13 protein-coding genes are annotated in these 18,345 nt (G+C 41.4%); 4 read left to right on the top strand and 9 right to left on the bottom strand.

The annotated features are described in order from the left end of the window. Positions 1–201: 201 nt before the first annotated feature. Positions 202–963 (top strand): CheB methylesterase domain-containing protein, encoded by a 762-nt coding sequence (locus HPT25_RS07440; protein WP_217269655.1) that lies wholly within the window; start codon positions 202–204, stop codon positions 961–963. A 209-nt stretch (positions 964–1,172) separates the two neighbouring features. On the opposite strand, the gene HPT25_RS07445 is transcribed toward HPT25_RS07440, so the two are convergent. From HPT25_RS07445 to HPT25_RS07455, 3 genes are all read right to left on the bottom strand, one after another. Continuing rightward, positions 1,173–2,012: a methyl-accepting chemotaxis protein gene (locus tag HPT25_RS07445; RefSeq protein WP_173062135.1), complete on the bottom strand. Its 840-nt coding sequence runs from the start codon at positions 2,010–2,012 to the stop codon at positions 1,173–1,175. A 325-nt stretch (positions 2,013–2,337) separates the two neighbouring features. Next, positions 2,338–3,768 (bottom strand): aspartate ammonia-lyase, encoded by a 1,431-nt coding sequence (aspA, locus tag HPT25_RS07450; RefSeq protein WP_173062138.1) that lies wholly within the window; start codon positions 3,766–3,768, stop codon positions 2,338–2,340. A gap of 31 nt (positions 3,769–3,799) precedes the next feature. Then, positions 3,800–4,807 (bottom strand): asparaginase, encoded by a 1,008-nt coding sequence (locus tag HPT25_RS07455; protein WP_173062140.1) that lies wholly within the window; start codon positions 4,805–4,807, stop codon positions 3,800–3,802. A gap of 177 nt (positions 4,808–4,984) precedes the next feature. On the opposite strand from HPT25_RS07455, the gene HPT25_RS07460 reads away from it, so the two are divergent. Further along, positions 4,985–5,344, top strand: coding sequence for a helix-turn-helix domain-containing protein (locus HPT25_RS07460; protein ID WP_173062143.1), 360 nt, complete (start codon positions 4,985–4,987; stop codon positions 5,342–5,344). A 213-nt stretch (positions 5,345–5,557) separates the two neighbouring features. On the opposite strand, the gene HPT25_RS07465 is transcribed toward HPT25_RS07460, so the two are convergent. The 3 genes from HPT25_RS07465 to HPT25_RS07475 form a co-directional block, all read right to left on the bottom strand. Next, positions 5,558–5,854 carry a hypothetical protein gene (locus HPT25_RS07465; RefSeq protein WP_173062146.1) on the bottom strand — a complete coding sequence of 99 codons (297 nt, stop codon included), beginning with the start codon at positions 5,852–5,854 and terminating at the stop codon, positions 5,558–5,560. A 149-nt stretch (positions 5,855–6,003) separates the two neighbouring features. Beyond that, positions 6,004–7,038 (bottom strand): LLM class flavin-dependent oxidoreductase, encoded by a 1,035-nt coding sequence (locus HPT25_RS07470; RefSeq protein WP_173062149.1) that lies wholly within the window; start codon positions 7,036–7,038, stop codon positions 6,004–6,006. Positions 7,039–7,565: 527 nt separating this feature from the next. Beyond that, entirely contained in the window at positions 7,566–10,001 is a 2,436-nt protein-coding gene (locus HPT25_RS07475; RefSeq protein WP_246277161.1) for a bifunctional diguanylate cyclase/phosphodiesterase, read from the bottom strand. Positions 10,002–10,519: 518 nt separating this feature from the next. Here HPT25_RS07475 and HPT25_RS07480 point away from each other — a divergent pair. Together HPT25_RS07480 and aimA are read left to right on the top strand one after the other, a co-directional pair. Continuing rightward, on the top strand, positions 10,520–11,935 hold the full coding sequence (locus tag HPT25_RS07480) for an NAD-dependent malic enzyme (protein ID WP_173062152.1): 1,416 nt from the start codon (positions 10,520–10,522) through the stop codon (positions 11,933–11,935). A gap of 436 nt (positions 11,936–12,371) precedes the next feature. After that, a complete protein-coding gene (gene aimA, locus HPT25_RS07485) occupies positions 12,372–14,000 on the top strand; it encodes a glutamate/serine transporter AimA (protein WP_173062155.1) in 1,629 nt (542 codons plus the stop codon). 121 nt (positions 14,001–14,121) lie between these two features. Here the strand turns inward: aimA and HPT25_RS07490 are convergent, their stop codons facing one another. The 3 genes from HPT25_RS07490 to HPT25_RS07500 form a co-directional block, all read right to left on the bottom strand. Then, positions 14,122–15,543, bottom strand: coding sequence for a sigma-54 interaction domain-containing protein (locus tag HPT25_RS07490; RefSeq protein ID WP_312857276.1), 1,422 nt, complete (start codon positions 15,541–15,543; stop codon positions 14,122–14,124). 214 nt (positions 15,544–15,757) lie between these two features. Beyond that, positions 15,758–16,531 (bottom strand): 3-hydroxybutyrate dehydrogenase, encoded by a 774-nt coding sequence (locus HPT25_RS07495; RefSeq protein ID WP_246277311.1) that lies wholly within the window; start codon positions 16,529–16,531, stop codon positions 15,758–15,760. A 54-nt stretch (positions 16,532–16,585) separates the two neighbouring features. Then, on the bottom strand, positions 16,586–18,025 hold the full coding sequence (locus HPT25_RS07500) for a GntP family permease (protein ID WP_173062161.1): 1,440 nt from the start codon (positions 18,023–18,025) through the stop codon (positions 16,586–16,588). Positions 18,026–18,345: the final 320 nt, after the last annotated feature.

Consider the following 18,345-nt stretch of genomic DNA (forward strand, 5'->3'; position numbering starts at 1 on the left):
TTTAGTTGCCAAGTTACCGAATAGATAGAAAAGTTGCATATTTATTATTAAATAGATCTTTTTTACTATTTTCAGTATTATTTTGAAATATCATTTTCTCCAGAAATACAACATATTTATGCATTAATCGTGAAGAGGTAAAATATGCGCTATATCATACCAGCTATACTCCCCCAATATCCCCTGAGCAGCGCAAATGAGATGATTTTTGACGCTTTGAACGCATGGTCTGTCGAGTTTATCGGGAAGCCAAATGCCAATTCCCCTGACGATGTTAAACACTTCATATATGAATTAATCGACAAAATTAAAATAGCGGCGAAGGCAAAAGTGGTCTCCCATACACCGTCTAACGAGCAGGATGCCCCTTCCCTATCCAACACAACGGGGCACGCACACCTGATCGCCATCGGTGCTTCAACAGGAGGAACAGAAGCCCTATCACAGCTATTACAAGCTCTTCCGGCCCATATGCCGGGAATGGTAGTTGTTCAGCATATTCCCCCTGGATTTTCAAGAATGTTTGCCGAACGCCTAAACCAGACAACCCCGTTTATGGTCAAGGAAGCACAGACTGGAGAGTATATTGAACCAATGAAAATCCTCATTGCTCCTGGTGATAAGCATTTAAAGATCAAGAAAGAAGGCGACCGCTATAAGGTGACTTGTTTCCCTGGGGAGAAAGTGAGCGGTCATTGTCCGTCTGTGGATGTGTTATTTGATTCTGTTGCTAAAGAAGCAGGTCGCCATGCGGTTGGGATTATCTTAACAGGAATGGGGTATGATGGAGCAAAAGGCTTACTAGCTATGAGAAGAAACGGGGCAAGGACCATCGGCCAGGACGAAGCATCCTCCGTTGTCTATGGAATGCCAAAAACCGCCTTTAATATTGGAGCTGTAGAGAAACAAGCCTCCCTTTCGCGGATCCCAACCATTCTCTGCTCGATGCTGTTTAAGGATTAAATGACATAAAATTGATAAGAAATACTTATGATTTTCGATTACATGTTGATCATTTCCGTTAACCTTTTAATTAGATACAATCAAACCGAATGGAACCAATAACTTCCAGATGTATACTTGACACGGACTAAACGGGGATTGGTTTTTATAGCAAGGAAAATCCGTAATATAATAAAAAAGTTTGGCATTTGACTGCCAAACTTTTTTTATTATTTCGTGGTTGCGACACTCATAAATTGTTCAATGGTTGTTGAAATATGTTCAAATGCGGAATTTAATTCCTCTATGCTCGAGGAATGCTGCCCAGTAAATGCGGCAATTTGATGAATCGACTGATTAATTTGTTTGATGGAATTCGTTAACAAGCTAAGTTTCTCTTGGATATCTTTTACCGCGTTTTTACTTTGTTCACCCATTTTTTGAATTTCCGATGCCACAACGGAAAATCCTTTTCCATGCTCTCCTGCTCTGGCTGCTTCTATCGCGGCATTTAAGCCAAGTAGGTTTGCCATCGAGGCAATATCTTGTATAAAGTTCAGAATGGAATCAATGTTTTGGAGATTTCCATTCAATTCTTCCGTCTGTGAACTTATGGTCTTAAGTCCGCCTGAAACCTCAGTGGATGCTTTTGCCACTTGTTCCGTTGTCGTTAGCATTTGCCCCACCATTGAAGAAAGCTCCTCTGCGCCCTTTTGTAACACATCACTTTTTTCATTAGAAATGACACTTGTAAAAACACCAAGCAACTTTCCGTTTTCCATAATCGGAACGGCTGAAGCGGTATAAGGGATGCCAAATTTTTCAGGCCCTCGTGATTCACGAAGCGTTTTTTTACACTCTAATACTTTATATGACACTGTACCTTTGAAATCTTCAATAGGTGTTCCCACTTTAATCTTTAAATCTATTTGATTACCAGGTAAGTAACTTACAACTTTCTCGGTATCGAAAATTACTAGACATGAATCTTCGGGTATTGATTGGTGAAATAGCTGCATGTTGCTCATTATTTCAGTAAATTTAGGACTAGTTGTAAATGTATCAATCATGATTGTAGACCCTTCCTTTTTTCCTTAGTATCTAGTAATATTTCACTATTTTATTATATTAAAGATAAAGGTGCCAATTCAATATTTTTTTAAACATGGGAAAATGTTACAAACTAAAGCTTTTTGGCTGTTATCTTCGACTAAGACACCATAAAAGCAGCCAAATTCCATTTTGGAAACTGAGCAGGGAAAGGCTCAACAGTCTCCTCCTAATGCAAAAAGGGCTTAAAAGGTGCGGGAAGCAGCAATTTAAGCCCTTTTGGGATGGATTTATTCGAATTTCAATAGTAAAAATAATTGATCGAACAGTAAGTCTCTTAAAATATTAATCTTTTTCTAATAACGAGACACCCGCGATACCTGGATGAGTCATTTCATACGGGTCCAGAATTAAATTCAGCTCTTCTTCTGTCAGGACATCATATTTCAAGCATAGTTCACGGACAGATTTGCCGCTCAAAATAGCTTCTCTTGCAATTCTGGCCGCTGCTTCATATCCTAAATGAGGATTCACCGCTGTAATGACGCCCACACTCTTCTCAACATATTCTTTTAATCTTTCTTCATTTGCTTGGATTCCTTTTAAGCAATGTTCAGTAAAAGTGCGGAAACCATTGTTCATAATGCTAATCGATTGCAGCAGGTTGAATACGAGAACAGGCTCCATAACATTCAATTCCAACTGACCTGCTTCCGATGCAAGGCAGATGGTATGATCGTTTCCAATAACTTGGAAAGCAACCTGATTAATCACTTCGGCCATAACTGGGTTGACTTTACCAGGCATGATGGAAGAACCAGGCTGTCTGGCAGGCAATGTGATTTCACCTAAACCTGCTCTTGGACCAGAAGCCATTAAACGCAAGTCATTGGCAATTTTAGACATGTTCATCATGCAAACTTTTAATGCCGCAGATACTTCTGTATAAGCATCGGTATTTTGCGTAGCATCCACAAGATGCTCAGCACCGGTTACCGGCAAGCCACTGATGTCTGCGAGATGTTTGACTACTAATTCAATATAACGAGGGTCTGCGTTTAGTCCCGTGCCAACAGCCGTTGCCCCCATGTTCAATTCATATAAATGCTGACGTGATTGTTTAATCCGCTTAATGTCCCGCTCCAATACTCGGCTATAGGCTTCAAACTCCTGGCCAAGCCGAATAGGTACAGCATCCTGAAGATGGGTGCGGCCCATTTTAATCACATGATTAAATTCCTCCGCTTTTTCCTGAAATACTGCATGCATATCTTCCATAGTGACTAGCAATTTTTCCAAAAGCTTCAGAACAGCAATATGGATCGCTGTAGGAAAAGAATCATTTGTAGATTGCGACATATTGACATGGGAGTTAGGACTGCAATTAGCATAATCTCCTTTTTCCTTCCCCATTATTTCAATGGCGCGGTTCGCAATTACTTCATTGACATTCATGTTTATAGAAGTTCCTGCACCGCCTTGAATTGGGTCAACAATAATTTGGTCATGCCATTTGCCTTCTATCATTTCCTCTGCAGCCTTTACGATTGCCTCGCCAATACCGGAATAGAGGCGTTTCACATCCATATTCGCCAACGCCGCTGCTTTTTTCACGATGGCCATGGCATTAATTAATTCCTCGTGAATTCGATATCCAGTAATGGGGAAATTTTCAACCGCACGAAGCGTTTGGATGCCATAATAGGCTTCGGCAGGTACTTCTTTCGTCCCTAGAAAATCTTTTTCTAATCGCATTTGGCTTGTTGTGCCTGACATAGTTCTCGCTCTCCTCAATTTAGCAAAAATGTTAGTCTTCTTTATCTGATTTGTTTGATAGGTCCCCAGCCATCGGTGTTTCAATGATTTCTTTCACCTTGTCGAGAGAGTTGGTTTGCCCAAGGGCCCACATTAATTTTGCCACAATTGCTTCAGTATTCATATCCCCTGTCAAAATAACCTGGTGCTGTGCTACCTTGCGTCCAACCTCATATAGAAGCAGATCTTCCCCTTCTTCCAGACATTGTGTTGTGATGACAACTGCAATCCCTTTTTCCGTAAGCTCCTGCACTTTAGTCAGCAGGTTTCTTCCTTCAAAAGGCAAGCCGCCGTTTCCGAAGCTTTCAATAATGACCCCTTTATATAAATCTTTTAGGCAATCAAAAATCTCTGGCTTTGTGCCCGGATATAATTTCATTAAAAATACATCGGTGCACAAATTCGTATTTAATGAAAGTTTCTTCTGTGCAGAATCATCCGGCTTCCAGTGATATTTCACTTCATTTTTGTGAACATTGGCCACATATGGATGGTTAATGCTTTCAAATGCATCATAGCTCTTTGTCCGCATTTTGACCGCTCTTGTTCCGATAATCACTCGGCCGTCAAAAACGATATAGACTCCACCAATGTCTTCACAAGCAAACCTTAAGGCATCGGCCACATTTTTCTTGGCATCTGTTTTTTTGAAGCTGATGGGAACCTGTGATCCGGTTAAAACCACTGGTTTTTCCAATCCCTGCAGCATATAAGAAAGTGCGGAGGAGGTATAGGCTAACGTATCTGTTCCATGAGTAATAACAAATCCGTCATACTGATCATAGTCTTTATAAACGGCATCCGCGATTTTCACCCAATGTTCAGGCTGTAAATTTGTACTATCAATATTCATTAAGATTTTTCCGTCAATTTTCATATCGCCCTGTGCTTCAGGCAAGTAATGAAGCAAGTCCTCTGCAGATAATCCCGGAACTAGTCCTTCATTTCCTTTTACTGAAGCAATAGTTCCACCAGTAGCAATCAATAAAATTTTCTTCATATGCAACATCTCCATAGTGAGGAAATAATTTCGCGAAACGCGTATTTATATAAGTAATTATAGAACTTTATTTCTAAAAATCAAGACATTGTATTCAATTCGCGTACTTTTTTTCTAGTCTAGCCCTTATTACTATGTTATAATGAGTTCAATATTATGAAAATGGAGTTTGAGAGCATGCTGCAACGTTTATCAGAATTAAGAAAAATGCGCAAATGGTCCTTACAAGATACCGCCGATCAGCTTGGAATTGCGAAAAGCACTTATGCAGGATATGAATCAGGGTACCGTGAACCATCCCTCCAATCCTTATCCCAAATTGCCAATTTATTTGAAACAACGGTTGATTATATATTAGGTCGAACAGAAGAAGACGATGCCCCCATTGAGCTTATAAACTTAATAAAAGACTCCGACCATAAACTTTCATTAGACGGAGAACTTTTGTCCAGGGATGAAATCATCGAGTTCGCTGCCTTCGTAAGAGCCAAAAGATCGTTAAAATCAGAAAATGCTTCAACTGATACAGAAGAGTGAAAATCAGAGGGTGTGGTGTATACACCCTCTTTTTTGATGTTTATTTTGCTGTTTTCACCAAGATTGCTGTTTTTCAAACAGAACGGAACGGACTCTGATTCGGACACATTCGACTATGTATCCTACATACCTGTCCCAATAGACACCTCATTCGGACTCGTTCACCTGTTTTTCCTAAATACCTGTCCCAATAGACACCTGATTCGGACTCGTTCACCTGTTTTTCCTAAATACCTGTCCCAATAGACACCTCATTCGGGCAGGTTCACCTGTTTTTCCTAAATACCTGTCCCAATAAACCTCTGATTCGGACACATTCGACTGTGTATCCTTCATACCTGTCCCAATAAACACCCGATTCGGACACATTCGTCTGTTTTTCCTAAATACCTGTCCCAATAAACACCTCATTCGGACTCGTTCGTCTGTGTTTTCTACATACCCGTCCCAATAAACACCTGATTCGGACTCGTTCGCCTGTGTATCCTTCATACCTGTCCCAATAGACACCTGATTCGAACTCTTTTGCCTGTGTATCCAACAAAGCAGTCCTAACCGCAACAAAGAACGAAGAGGGCCTTATTTTTTTAGCTGCGACAGAAATGTTGGGTGATCCAACCATAACCGCTGCCTATCCGCCAGTAAAAAACTCCCCTACATCACCCAGATACCGCTTCCCGAACCCGTGGGGCTACCTCGGTGCCGAGCAGTTCAATTGCCCGCATGACATCTTCATGCGGCATCGTTCCTACTGGTACGTGAAGCATGAACCTTGTAACCCCTACATGGTTGTGAAGATGAATTATTTTTTCAGCAACAGTTTCTGGATCACCTACGTACAAGGCACCCTCAAAGCTTCTGGCAGCATCAAAGCTGGCACGGTCATAATGTCCCCAGCCCCGCTCACGGCCAAGCACATTCATTGCGTGCTGGGTAGGCGGGAAAAATTTCTCTGCAGCTGTTTCTGTAGTATCAGCCACGAAACCATGTGAATGGGTGGCAACCGCTAGCTTGGAAACATCATGACCAGCTTGCGCAGCCGCTCTCTTATAGAGCTGAACCAGGGACGCAAACTGCAACGGACGGCCGCCAATAATAGCTAAAACGAGCGGGAGTCCGAGCATGCCTGCCCGAACAACCGATTGGGGTGTCCCGCCGCTGCCAATCCAAACAGGTAAAGGATTCTGAACAGGCCTCGGATAAACACCAAGATTATGTATAGACGGCCGATGCTTGCCGCTCCAAGTCACTTTCTCGGAGCCACACAGTTGCAATAGTAAATCAAGCTTTTCATCAAACAACTCATTATAGTCATTTATATCGTAGCCAAACAGTGGAAAGGACTCGATAAAGGACCCGCGCCCCGCCATAATCTCTGCCCGGCCATTTGATAGGCCATCCACCATCGCAAATTGTTCAAAGACACGAACTGGATCATCCGAAGATAGGACAGTAACCGCACTGGTCAGGCGTATCCGCTTTGTCTGTGATGCTGCCGCTGCCAATAAAACAGCCGGTGCTGAGGCCGCATAATCCTTTCGGTGATGCTCACCCACACCAAAAACGTCCAGACCCACTTGGTCAGCAAGGACAATTTCCTCCACCACTTCACGCAATCGCTGCGCATGACTGATGACTACCCCGGTCCGAACATCCGGCGTTGTCTCAACAAACGTCGTCACACCAATTTCCAAAATTCATTCCTCCCAGATCAATAAAAAACTTTATTATTAGTATCCCTTTATTTTATCTCAAATTACTTGCTTTTGTTTTTCAAAAAGCTTTATTTCGCGATTGCCTAACTTAAATGTAGCTCAAAGCCGTTTTCCTGTCTCGTTTAGCGCACGTTTCTCGCAACTTATCTCCCTTTTATCTCAATTAACAACAAAAATGCTTGAATCAAAGCTTCAAGCAATTTTATTAGGAAATCCTATTTATCGGCGGCCCGCCTTCTTTTTAAACATCCAAGGAGACCCTATCATGGACCCAATCAGGATCAATAAACACCAGCCAACTGCCCACCAAATACGTCCGATGTTCCATGTGAAACAATTCTCCCATTTGAAATTACGGCAATGACGAAAACCCTATAGGGGATGACTTCGGATTTGGACTGGAACGAATATTAGATGGAATCAAACATTATCTTTTAACAAAAAAAGCAGAAAAAGAATAAACAAAAAAAGCCTCTCTTTCGACTAAAAGAGAGGCTTAAATAGCTTTACCGGATCTTAGATAGGAATTGTTTCTTCATCACAATAGACATTTCATCTGCCGAGATTGGCCGGCTAAAATAATAGCCTTGTGCTTCGTTACAGCGCCGTTGCTGAAGGAACTCAAGCTGTTGGACCGTCTCCACACCTTCGGCAATTACCTTTAATTCCAGATTGTGGGCCATATTAATAATGGTATCGACAAGAGAAGCATCTTTAAAATCAGTAAATATATTTTTGGTGAAGGTCTGGTCAATCTTTAATGTATCGATCGGGAAAGTTTTTAGATAGCTCAAGGAAGAGTAACCTGTTCCAAAATCATCAATCGATAAATAAATCCCCATATCTTTTAATTTATGCATGGTCGTAATCGCATGCTTTGAGTCCTGGATAATGCTTTCCGTCAGCTCAAGCTCCAGAAATTTGGGTTCAAGTTCGGTTTCCTTTAATACTTTATGAATAACTTCAATTAGATTGCTATGCTGGAATTGGCGAGAAGACATATTGACTGCCATTCTTATTGGCGGAAACCCTTCCAACTGCCAGGATTTATTTTGGCGGCATGCTTCATAAAGCACCCACTCGCCAATCGGAATGATTAATCCAGTTTCCTCTGCCAATGGGATAAAATCGGCAGGAGAGATATTCCCCATTTCCGGATGCTGCCATCGGATCAGAGCTTCTACCCCAATTAATTTCCCTGAGATGACATTCACCTGCGGCTGGTAATAGAGCTTAAATTCTTTGCGCTCCAATGCTTTTCGAAGACCGATCTCCATCTGCAACTTTTTCGAAACAATTTCATTCATTTCCGGTGTGTAAAACTGAAAACTATTTTTCCCTTGCTCCTTGACACGATACATAGCTGTGTCAGCATTTTTGATTAAAGTATCTTTATCCTGGCCATCTGACGGATATAAAGAAATTCCGATCGATGGTGTCACAAACATCTCGTGTTCATTCAACACAAACGATTGATTAAATAAAAGCAGGATAAGCTTAGCTTTTTTAGATACTTCTTCAGAAGATGTATTCGGAAGGAGGACAATAAATTCATCCCCGCCCTGGCGGCAAACGGTATCCGATCTGCCCACACAGGCTTGAATTCTTTGTGCCGCCTCCACTAACAATTGATCACCGACCGCATGTCCCAAGGTGTCATTAATAAACTTAAAACGATCCAAATCTATAAACATAATGCCAATTGTCTGATTATGTTCCGTTTCCTGCTCTAGTGCCTGAGTAATCCGGTCATTTAATAAATGCCGATTAGGTAATCCTGTTAAAGGATCAAGATAGACCATTTGATTGATTTTTTCATCTGCCAGTTTTCGTTCCGTCACATCTCGGATGATACTGCTAAAGAACATGTTTCCATGCTCCTGCCAACTGGATAGTGAAAGCTCAACTGGAAATTCACTTCCGTCCTTCCTTAGACCATGCATTTCCAGTGTTTTCCCGATCACTTGTGGTTTCCGGGTAGTTACATATCGCTGCATTCCTTTTCGATGTGCTTCTCTATATCGTTCGGGTACAATGATTTGGAGATTTTGCCCAATGACCTCTTTTTCCTCATATCCAAAAATAGTTTGAGCTCCCTTATTCCATAAAACAATCGATCCCTTACAATCAGCTATGATAATAGCATCGTTTGCAGACTCTATTAGCGAGTGAAACTTTCTTTCCGATTCTATCGATTGTGACTCAAATTGTTTGTCAATAATGGTTCCAATAAAAACCAAGCCCAATATGATCAATATTCCTATTCCAATAGAATAGGCTAAGAGCGTACTGCCATATGGCGATCCTGGGGAACTTAAAAAATGTGGATACACCTGAAAATGGGCAGCAGACATTCCGGTGTAATGCATACCGGTTATAGCAATCCCCATTATAAGGGCACTAACAGTTTTCTTCCGCCATATTCTTGGGATATGGGCATTTTGACTGACGAAAAACAATAGATAGATAGCCACTAAAGAGGTGATAAAGGCAATGATCGCAGAAAGAGTCACTATAAGTGGGTTATAATGGATGACCGCCCGCATCTCCATCGCTTTCATTCCTATGTAATGCATAGAAACGATTCCGATCGCAATAAAAAGGGCACTTAGAAGGGCTTGTGCTTTCCTCTTAGAAAATACACTCATAATATATAAAGCCAAGCCTGAAGAAATAATGGCAGGAATAATCGAAACAATGACCAATGTTACATTGTACATAACGGGAATGGACAAATGGAAGGCCAGCATGGCGATGAAATGCATGGACCATATTCCCAAACCCATTGCAAAGGCACCAGTAATAAGCCATATATACCGAACATTACCTTTTGCTTTATTTATTCGAATTCCAAGATTAAGTGCCACATATGAATCCACAATGGCGATTATGATCGAAAAAAGAACCAGGGGTAAATAGTAAGTACTCGAGACGTTCTCCATAGGATGTATTTTACCTCCAGCCAGTTATCAAATACTGCCGCTTTAGGATTGGTTTAATAGTATAAAAATCTCGTAGAGGTTAACCGCCACTTTCACCATTCCACATCCCCCAAAAAGGCTGTATCTCTTTATTGTTTAGTAAATTTATACTACAGGATTATACTAAAAAAATAAACCTTTTGTAACGGAATTTTAAGAGGATTTTAACAAATCAACCAATGTAAAATTTACCATTCTTATGATTATCTCTTTTTGATTTTCTCCGAAAAATTAACTTTCCTCAAAACGCGCATTTAAATCAGAATTAATTGAATTTACCTTCATATTTTTCAAAAAATGTATTCAATTCGCGTACTTTTTTCTAGTATTGTCCATACGACTATGTTAAAATAAGTTCACAATTTTAATAAGGGAGTTTGAAAGGTGCCAGAGCCCTTATCTGTTAAGGAAATGGTACTAGATCAGCTTCTTTTCGCCAGCCCTTTCGACTGGCTGTCATAAAAGAGGAGGAATTAAAATTGTCAACCAAAACAGGCTCAAGTACACATATTATTATACGGTTGCAATTGGATGTAGAAATTTTTTCATTTGCTGAAATTGTCAGCTGCATTAGTGCAGCTGGAGGGGACATCATTGGAGTGGATGTCATTTCCTCAAATAAAACCCAATCCATTCGTGATATTACGATCAATATTCATGGTGTAAAACAAAGAGAACTTATTTGTGAGCTGTTGCCAAAGCTGAAGGGTGTTAAGGTATTACAGGTTTCTGACCGCACGTTTATTATGCATCTCGGCGGAAAGATTGAGACAGCACTGAAAACGAAAATTAAGAGCCGAGAGGATTTGGCAAGGGTTTATACACCAGGTGTTGCCAATGTTTGTACGGCGATTGCAGAGGAACCTGAAAAGGCTTATACCTTAACCATTAAGCGGAATACAGTGGCTGTCATTTCGGACGGGACTGCCGTTCTTGGTCTTGGAAATATCGGTCCATTTGCCGCTATGCCCGTAATGGAAGGGAAATCCATGCTCTTTAAGCAAATGGCCAACATTGATTCCTTTCCGATCTGTTTAGACACACAGGATACGGAAGAAATTATTCGTACCATTAAAGCAGTCGCTCCCGCATTCGGGGGAATCAATTTAGAAGATATCGCCGCACCACGTTGCTTTGAAATTGAAAAGAGACTGAAAGAAGAGCTCGATATCCCTGTTTTCCATGACGATCAGCATGGAACGGCTGTTGTTCTTTTAGCAGGGCTTTTAAACGCCTTGAGAATTACGAATAAGAAGATTGAAGATATTAAAGTTGTTCTTACGGGAATCGGTGCAGCAGGAATATCCTGTTCTAAAATACTTTTATCTGCCGGTGTACGGAATATTATCGGGGTGGACAAGCTGGGTGCCATTCATCGTGACGTTCAATATGAAAATGAACATTGGAATGAATATGCACAGCTGACAAATCCGGATAACTTAAAAGGGACATTATCCGAAGTAATTACTGGAGCAGATGTCTTTATCGGTGTTTCGGCACCTGGCCTATTAACAGTCGAAGATGTCAAAACAATGGCTAAGGATCCAATCGTATTTGCGATGGCAAACCCTATGCCGGAAATTGACCCTGAATTGGCAGAGCCATATGTTCGAGTTATGGCTACAGGCCGGTCCGATTATCCAAATCAAATCAATAATGTTCTTTGCTTCCCTGGAATTTTCCGCGGGGCACTTGATTGCCGCGCAACTGAAATTAACGAGGAAATGAAGTTGGCAGCGGCCAAAGCCATTGCATCCGTTGTCTCAGATGAAGAACTAAGTGAGTCCTATATTATCCCTAGTGTGTTCAACGACAAGGTTGTGGAGCTTGTACGCGCAGCTGTCGTAAAAGCTGCTCAGCATACAGGAGTCGCCCGAAAAGATCCGCGTAGTTAAATAATAATAGTTTTAAAAAAATGTCTGGGTGATTCGAATGAAACCAGACATTTTTTTATAACAAAACCATGACTCGCTTAAGGGGACGGCAGAGGTTCGCGAATTGAATACAAAATATTGATTTTTTGATATTTTCAGTCTATAATTCAAAATATGGTGCGCACATTGCGTATTATGATATATTGTTCAGAGGAGGTGTTGTGTTACGGACATTTGCAGTAAAGCTATTACTCTCTCATCGCCAAAAGATCAAAGACTTCTTCAAAAAGGAGCACGTTGAGAGAATTAGGGGGGATTTTTTATCGATTTTTATGAAAACGTTTTATTTTGTTTACGCTAACTAACAGCCAAACGAATACAAGGTAGGTCTATAGATTCGTTATTAAGAACTATTCTTCTATCTTTTTTACTACATAACATGAGAGGAGCAAAATATTTGAAAAATTTGCAACGCAGGATGGGTACTTTTTCGTTAACAATGGTAGGATTGGGATCTATTATTGGATCAGGTTGGTTATTCGGAGCATGGCGAGCTGCACAAATAGCTGGGCCGGCAGCAATTTTCTCGTGGATTATTGGGATGATTGTTATCTCGTTTATTGCTCTTTCATACAGTGAACTTGGAGCCATGTTCCCTGAAGCCGGAGGGATGGTAAGATACACGCAATACTCTCATGGTTCTTTTGCCGGATTTCTAGCGGCCTGGGCCAATTGGATTGCCATCGTTTCTGTTATTCCAGTGGAGGCAGTAGCATCTGTCCAATATATGAGTTCATGGCCGTGGAAATGGGCACAGTGGACACATAGTTTAGTAGCAAATGGAAGCCTTACTGGAAGAGGTTTGGCTATTGCCTCTGTATTAATAATTATCTACTTTTTCTTAAATTACTGGACTGTCAGTTTGTTTTCAAAGGCTAATTCCCTTATTACTGTCTTTAAAATCATTATTCCCGGACTTACGATTGGTTCTCTTTTATTCGCAGGTTTTCATGCAGCGAACTTTACGTCTGCTGGCAGTATCGCCCCTAATGGCTGGGCCAGTGTTCTCACGGCTGTAGCGACTTCTGGCATTGTTTTTGCTTTTAATGGTTTTCAAAGTCCGATTAATATGGCCGGAGAAGCCAAAAATCCTGCCCGTTCTATTCCTTTTGCGGTTCTTGGCTCCCTTTTAATTGCAACTGTTATCTATGTATTCTTGCAAATTGCTTTTATAGGAGCAGTTAACCCTTCTATGATTGCATCAGGATGGCATCATTTAAATTTCAATTCACCTTTTGCCGACTTAGCGCTTTCTTTAGGCATAAACTGGTTAGTGATTCTGCTTTACTCGGATGCTTTTATCTCACCTTCCGGGACAGGCATTACGTACACTGCCACAACAGCACGAATGATTTATGGGATGGAACAGAACAAGTACTTACCAAGCATTTTCGGAAAACTACACCCTATATATGGTATCCCGCGTCAAGCCATGTTTTTAAACTTAGGCGTAGCATTCTTGTTTCTCTTCCTATTTAGAGGCTGGGGAGTATTGGCCGAAGTTATTTCAGTAGCTACGTTGATCTCTTATATTACCGGACCAGTTACAGTTATGTCATTAAGACGAACAGGAGCAAACTTGTACCGTCCGTTACGTCTAAAAGGATTAAATGTGATTTCACCGCTTGGATTTATTTTTGCCTCTTTAGTTATGTATTGGGCAAAATGGCCGTTAACAGGTGAAGTACTGTTGATCATCATCATCGGCCTTCCTATCTACTTTTATTATCAAGCAAAAGTAAAATGGAAAGGATTCCGTCAAAACTTCATGGGCGGACTTTGGATGGTTTTTTACCTGTTAAGTATGATGATCGTTTCTTACATTGGCAGTGAAAAGTTTGGCGGGCGTAACATCCTTCCATTCGGCTGGGATATGGTTTTCATAGCCTTTATGTCTCTCTTGTTCTATAGCTGGGCAGTCAAGAGCGGATTTAAAACAGACTATTTTGAACAAGGACAAAAAGTTAACGACGACTTAAGATCAAGAGAAAATAGCACCTCATCAGATAAAAGAAACGCCATTTAATCTTTTTAATCTGAAAATATACCTGACTCAAAAAGCTGCTGCATGCCGGCTCAATTGAGTCAGGTATTTTTTTTTAGGTTCAAGACCTCCACCTTTTTGAAATTTCCCGTGCAACTCAGTCTTAATTAATCTCAAATAACTTACATTTATCATAAAAGCTCGTTTTGCCGATTTCCAGCAGCTTTGCGGCTTCCAGCTTGTTGCCGTTTGTCCTGGCTAACGCTTGTTGAATTGCTTGTTTTTCTATCTGTGCCAGCGTCTCCTTCAGCGGCTGAACAGGTATAGGTTTGGATACTGACTGAAAAACAGGGGAATCTATAGGATTTCCACCATCTATTTCTTCTGTCTCACAATCTCGCAAATATAAAGGCAGGTGGAGCAGCTTTATCGTCTTACCATCCAGCATATTAATAGAACGTTCCAAAATATTTTCCAGCTCGCGGATATTCCCCGGCCAGGAGTGCTGCAGTAATCGTTCAATAACCTCTGCTGATAACTCAATACCATTGCGATAAAATCTCGCCTCCAGCTTTTTTAACAATTGTTTGGCAATCGAAGGAATATCTTCTTTTCGTTCCCTTAGCGACGGAATATCGATTTTAATCACATTTAAACGATAAAATAAATCTTGGCGGAAGCCTCCTTTTTCAACCATCTTTTCTAAATCTCGATGAGTAGCAGTGATAATCCGAACATTGATTGGTATTGATTTATGTCCCCCAACACGGACAATTTCCTTCTCCTGCAGTACTCTTAAGAGTTTACTTTGCATCGAAAGCGGCATATCTCCGATTTCATCCAAAAAAAGCGTCCCCCCGCTAGCCAATTCAATTTGCCCTTTCTTGCCGCCTTTTTTCGCACCGGTGAATGCGCCATCCTCATAACCGAACAATTCCGATTCAAACAGGTGCTCCGGGATGGAGGAACAGTTAATTGCCACAAATGGAGTAGCTGAACGGGTGCTTTCGTGATGAATCGCATGGGCAAACAATTCTTTCCCGGTACCCGACTCCCCCATTAATAACACCGTTGAATTGCTTCCGGAAACTCTTTTAGCCCATGTCTTTGCCGTCAGAAACTTAGAGCTGCTTCCAATTAAATCCTCAAAACTATATTTACTGCGCAAATCTTTATGTACTTTTGCTTGATAATAATTTAATTCGTCCACGAGATTTTGAATCTTGGTTTTATACATCAGCCATTCTTCGGGGTTACGAAACATTACATTTCCCACCGCACCGACAATTTTCCCATCCTGAAATATAGGAAAACGATTGGCTATCATTTCACTGCCATTGATTTTTTGAACAGACGCCCGTTCTTCCTGGCCTGTTTTGGTCACAATGTGCATTCTGGTATTTTCAATCACATCCTGTACTGGCCTGCCAATTGCTTCCTCCATCGTCGTCCCGATAAACTGGCAATACCCTTCGTTTATGTATAAAATTGTTCCTGTATCATCCACAATGACCACCCGTTCAGATAACAGATTGATCATTTGCTCATGCCAGCTTAGCGGTACTTTGTTAAAAGCTTGGCTCACCTATATTCCCTCCTTGCCGTACTCCATATGATTATTATAGCAAACGATAACTGAACATTCTGTATATTGTTGGTGTATTAAAAATCTAATAGTTTTTTATCCCCAGCAACTTCCTTGAACAAAGCAAAAAAATTAGAGAACCCTACCGAAGGTTCTCCTTTTCATTTTTTAAAAATCATGCTTGCCTTCGCTGATCATCGTGCAGGTGTCTTTGTTATTGAGCTGTGTATCCGCCATCCATGACGACCGCCTGACCTGTTATGCCCCTGCCTTTATCGCTTGCTAAAAAAACGGCATAATCGGCAATTTCTGATACGGATAACAGTCGCTTTTGCGGAACAAGCGGCAATAGGATTTCCTCCACGGCATCATCCAAGCTGACATTCCTTGCCTTGGCCAAATCAGCCAACTGCCCTCTTACAAGCGGGGTATCAACATAGCCGGGACATAAGGCATTGACCGTGATTCCGTGAGGAGCACCTTCTAATGCCGCCACTTTCGTCAAACCGATGACTCCGTGTTTGGCGCTATTGTAGGCCGCTTTGCCGGCAAAGCCCACAAGCCCATTAATGGAAGCGATATTGATCACCCTGCCAAACCCTTGTTCCTTCATGTAAGGGAACACATGTTTAATCCCAATGAATGGAGCCGTTAACATCACCTTTATAAGCAGTTCAAATTTTTCCGTTGGAAATTCCTCAATCGGGGCCACATACTGCAACCCGGCATTATTTACTAAAATATCCATCGTTCCGAAGGTGTTCCGAGCCAATTCAAGACTATTTTTATATGCCTCCTCCTTCGTTACGTCACAAGGGGCAGCGATTGCCTGAAATCCTTGTTCTTTTAGCTCAAACACCACTTGATTTGCTTTTTCAGCATTTAAATCAGAAATCACTATATTTGCACCTTCAATGGCAAATGCTTTAGCGATCGCCAAGCCAATTCCACTCGCCGAACCGGTTATAAATGCTGTTTTTCCTGCCAATGTATGATTCATGGCTGTGCCTCCTAATCTAATAAACATCCAACTTCCAAACGATTAAACGATTCCAAAAATCGAGTAAAGGGCAATAATCACAAATACAGCCAAGGTTTTAATAATGGTAATTGCAAAAATGTCTTTATACGATTGTTTATGCGTTAGTCCTGTTACCGCGAGCAAGGTGATTACTGCTCCGTTATGGGGGAGGGTGTCCATGCCGCCCGATGCCATTGCCACGACACGGTGCATAACTTCAGGTGGGATTTTTGCAGCTGCGATTGCCTGATTATACTTTTCAGCCATCGCCCCTAAGGCAATCCCCATCCCGCCAGATGCAGAACCGGTCATCCCTGCAAGGGTGCTTGTTGTCACGGCACCATTTACAAGCGGATTTGTGAACGTTCCGGAAATGCCGGCGCTGATTTTGGCAAACCCAGGAAGAGCAGCAATAATACCGCCAAATCCATACTCCGCCCCGGTATTCATGGTGGCCAGCAAGGATCCTCCTATAGCTGTATTCAAACCATTCTTGAAGTCTTTCATGACTCTTTTCCAATCGTAGGCAATCGATGTCACAATTCCAACGAGCAGCGCCATTATGATCGCCCAGATAGGAGCAAGTACGGCTACGTCCACTGTATAAGTTTTCAAGCCCAGCGCTGTAAAATCAAAACCATGCGGATACCATTTGGGAATATACGTTACAAAAAGTTTATTGGTGACTCCAACTAAGATCAGGGGAACAAAGGCAAGGAACTGCTTTGCCCATGATTGTTCAGTTGATAAATCGGGAAGAGTAAGTTCTTTCATTTCAGCCAGTTCTTTTTCCAGAGCAGCGGCTGTTTCCGCCTCAAACCCATAATATCCTTCGCCTGCCTTTTGAGCCTTTTTCCTTCTCGATTCTAAATATAATAGTCCCGATGCCAGAACTATTACCGCGCCTATAATCCCAAGAGTGGGTGCAGCATAAATATTTGTTTTAAAAAATGCAATGGGAATGACGTTCTGAATTTGCGGCGTTCCTGGCAGTGCATCCATTGTAAAGGTAAAGGCGCCGAGAGCAATCGTACCTGGAATCAGCCGTTTCGGAATATCTGCCTGTCTAAACATTTGCGCTGCAAACGGATATATAGCAAACACCGCAACAAATAAACTGACACCGCTGTATGTTAATATTGCGCCTAGCAATACAATCGTCAGCATGGCCCGTTTGGCACCAAGCAAGCGGACAATCGTCTTGGCGATAGACTCAGCTATGCCTGACATTTCCACAACTTTTCCAAAAATAGCTCCTAACAGAAAGACAGCAAAATAGGATTTAATAAAGCCGACCATTTTTTCCATAAACACGCCAGAGAAGAAGGGCAAAACATGGCTTGGGGCAATGAGCAAAACAGCTAAAAGTGCACAGATTGGGGCGAATAAAATAACAGAATAACCGCGGTAAGCAACAAACATTAATAACCCCAGCGCCAATAAAATAACCAATAAATCCATATAAATCCCCCTTTTGTGTATTTGCAGGAAAACACTTCACTAGTAAACGCTTTCAAAAAATGACCTCCCACATATTTCATTTAGCAAGTTTTATGCCATTTATAAATAACTTAGAAAATTCCGTGTTTTAGGCATTCCACGTTTATTGCAATAGACCACCTTCCGGAATTTCGGAAACTAACCTTCCGGAAAAACGGAACTTTCCATTTTTAAGGAAAGCAACAAAAAATGACCCCTGCCATGTTTTGCAAGGATCAGTTGAAGGTGTATTGAGGGCACAGTATCACTGACATGGACGATCAGAACAATACTCGCTTTCA

The organism is Neobacillus endophyticus (assembly GCF_013248975.1).
Lineage (GTDB): Bacteria > Bacillota > Bacilli > Bacillales > Cytobacillaceae > Neobacillus > Neobacillus endophyticus.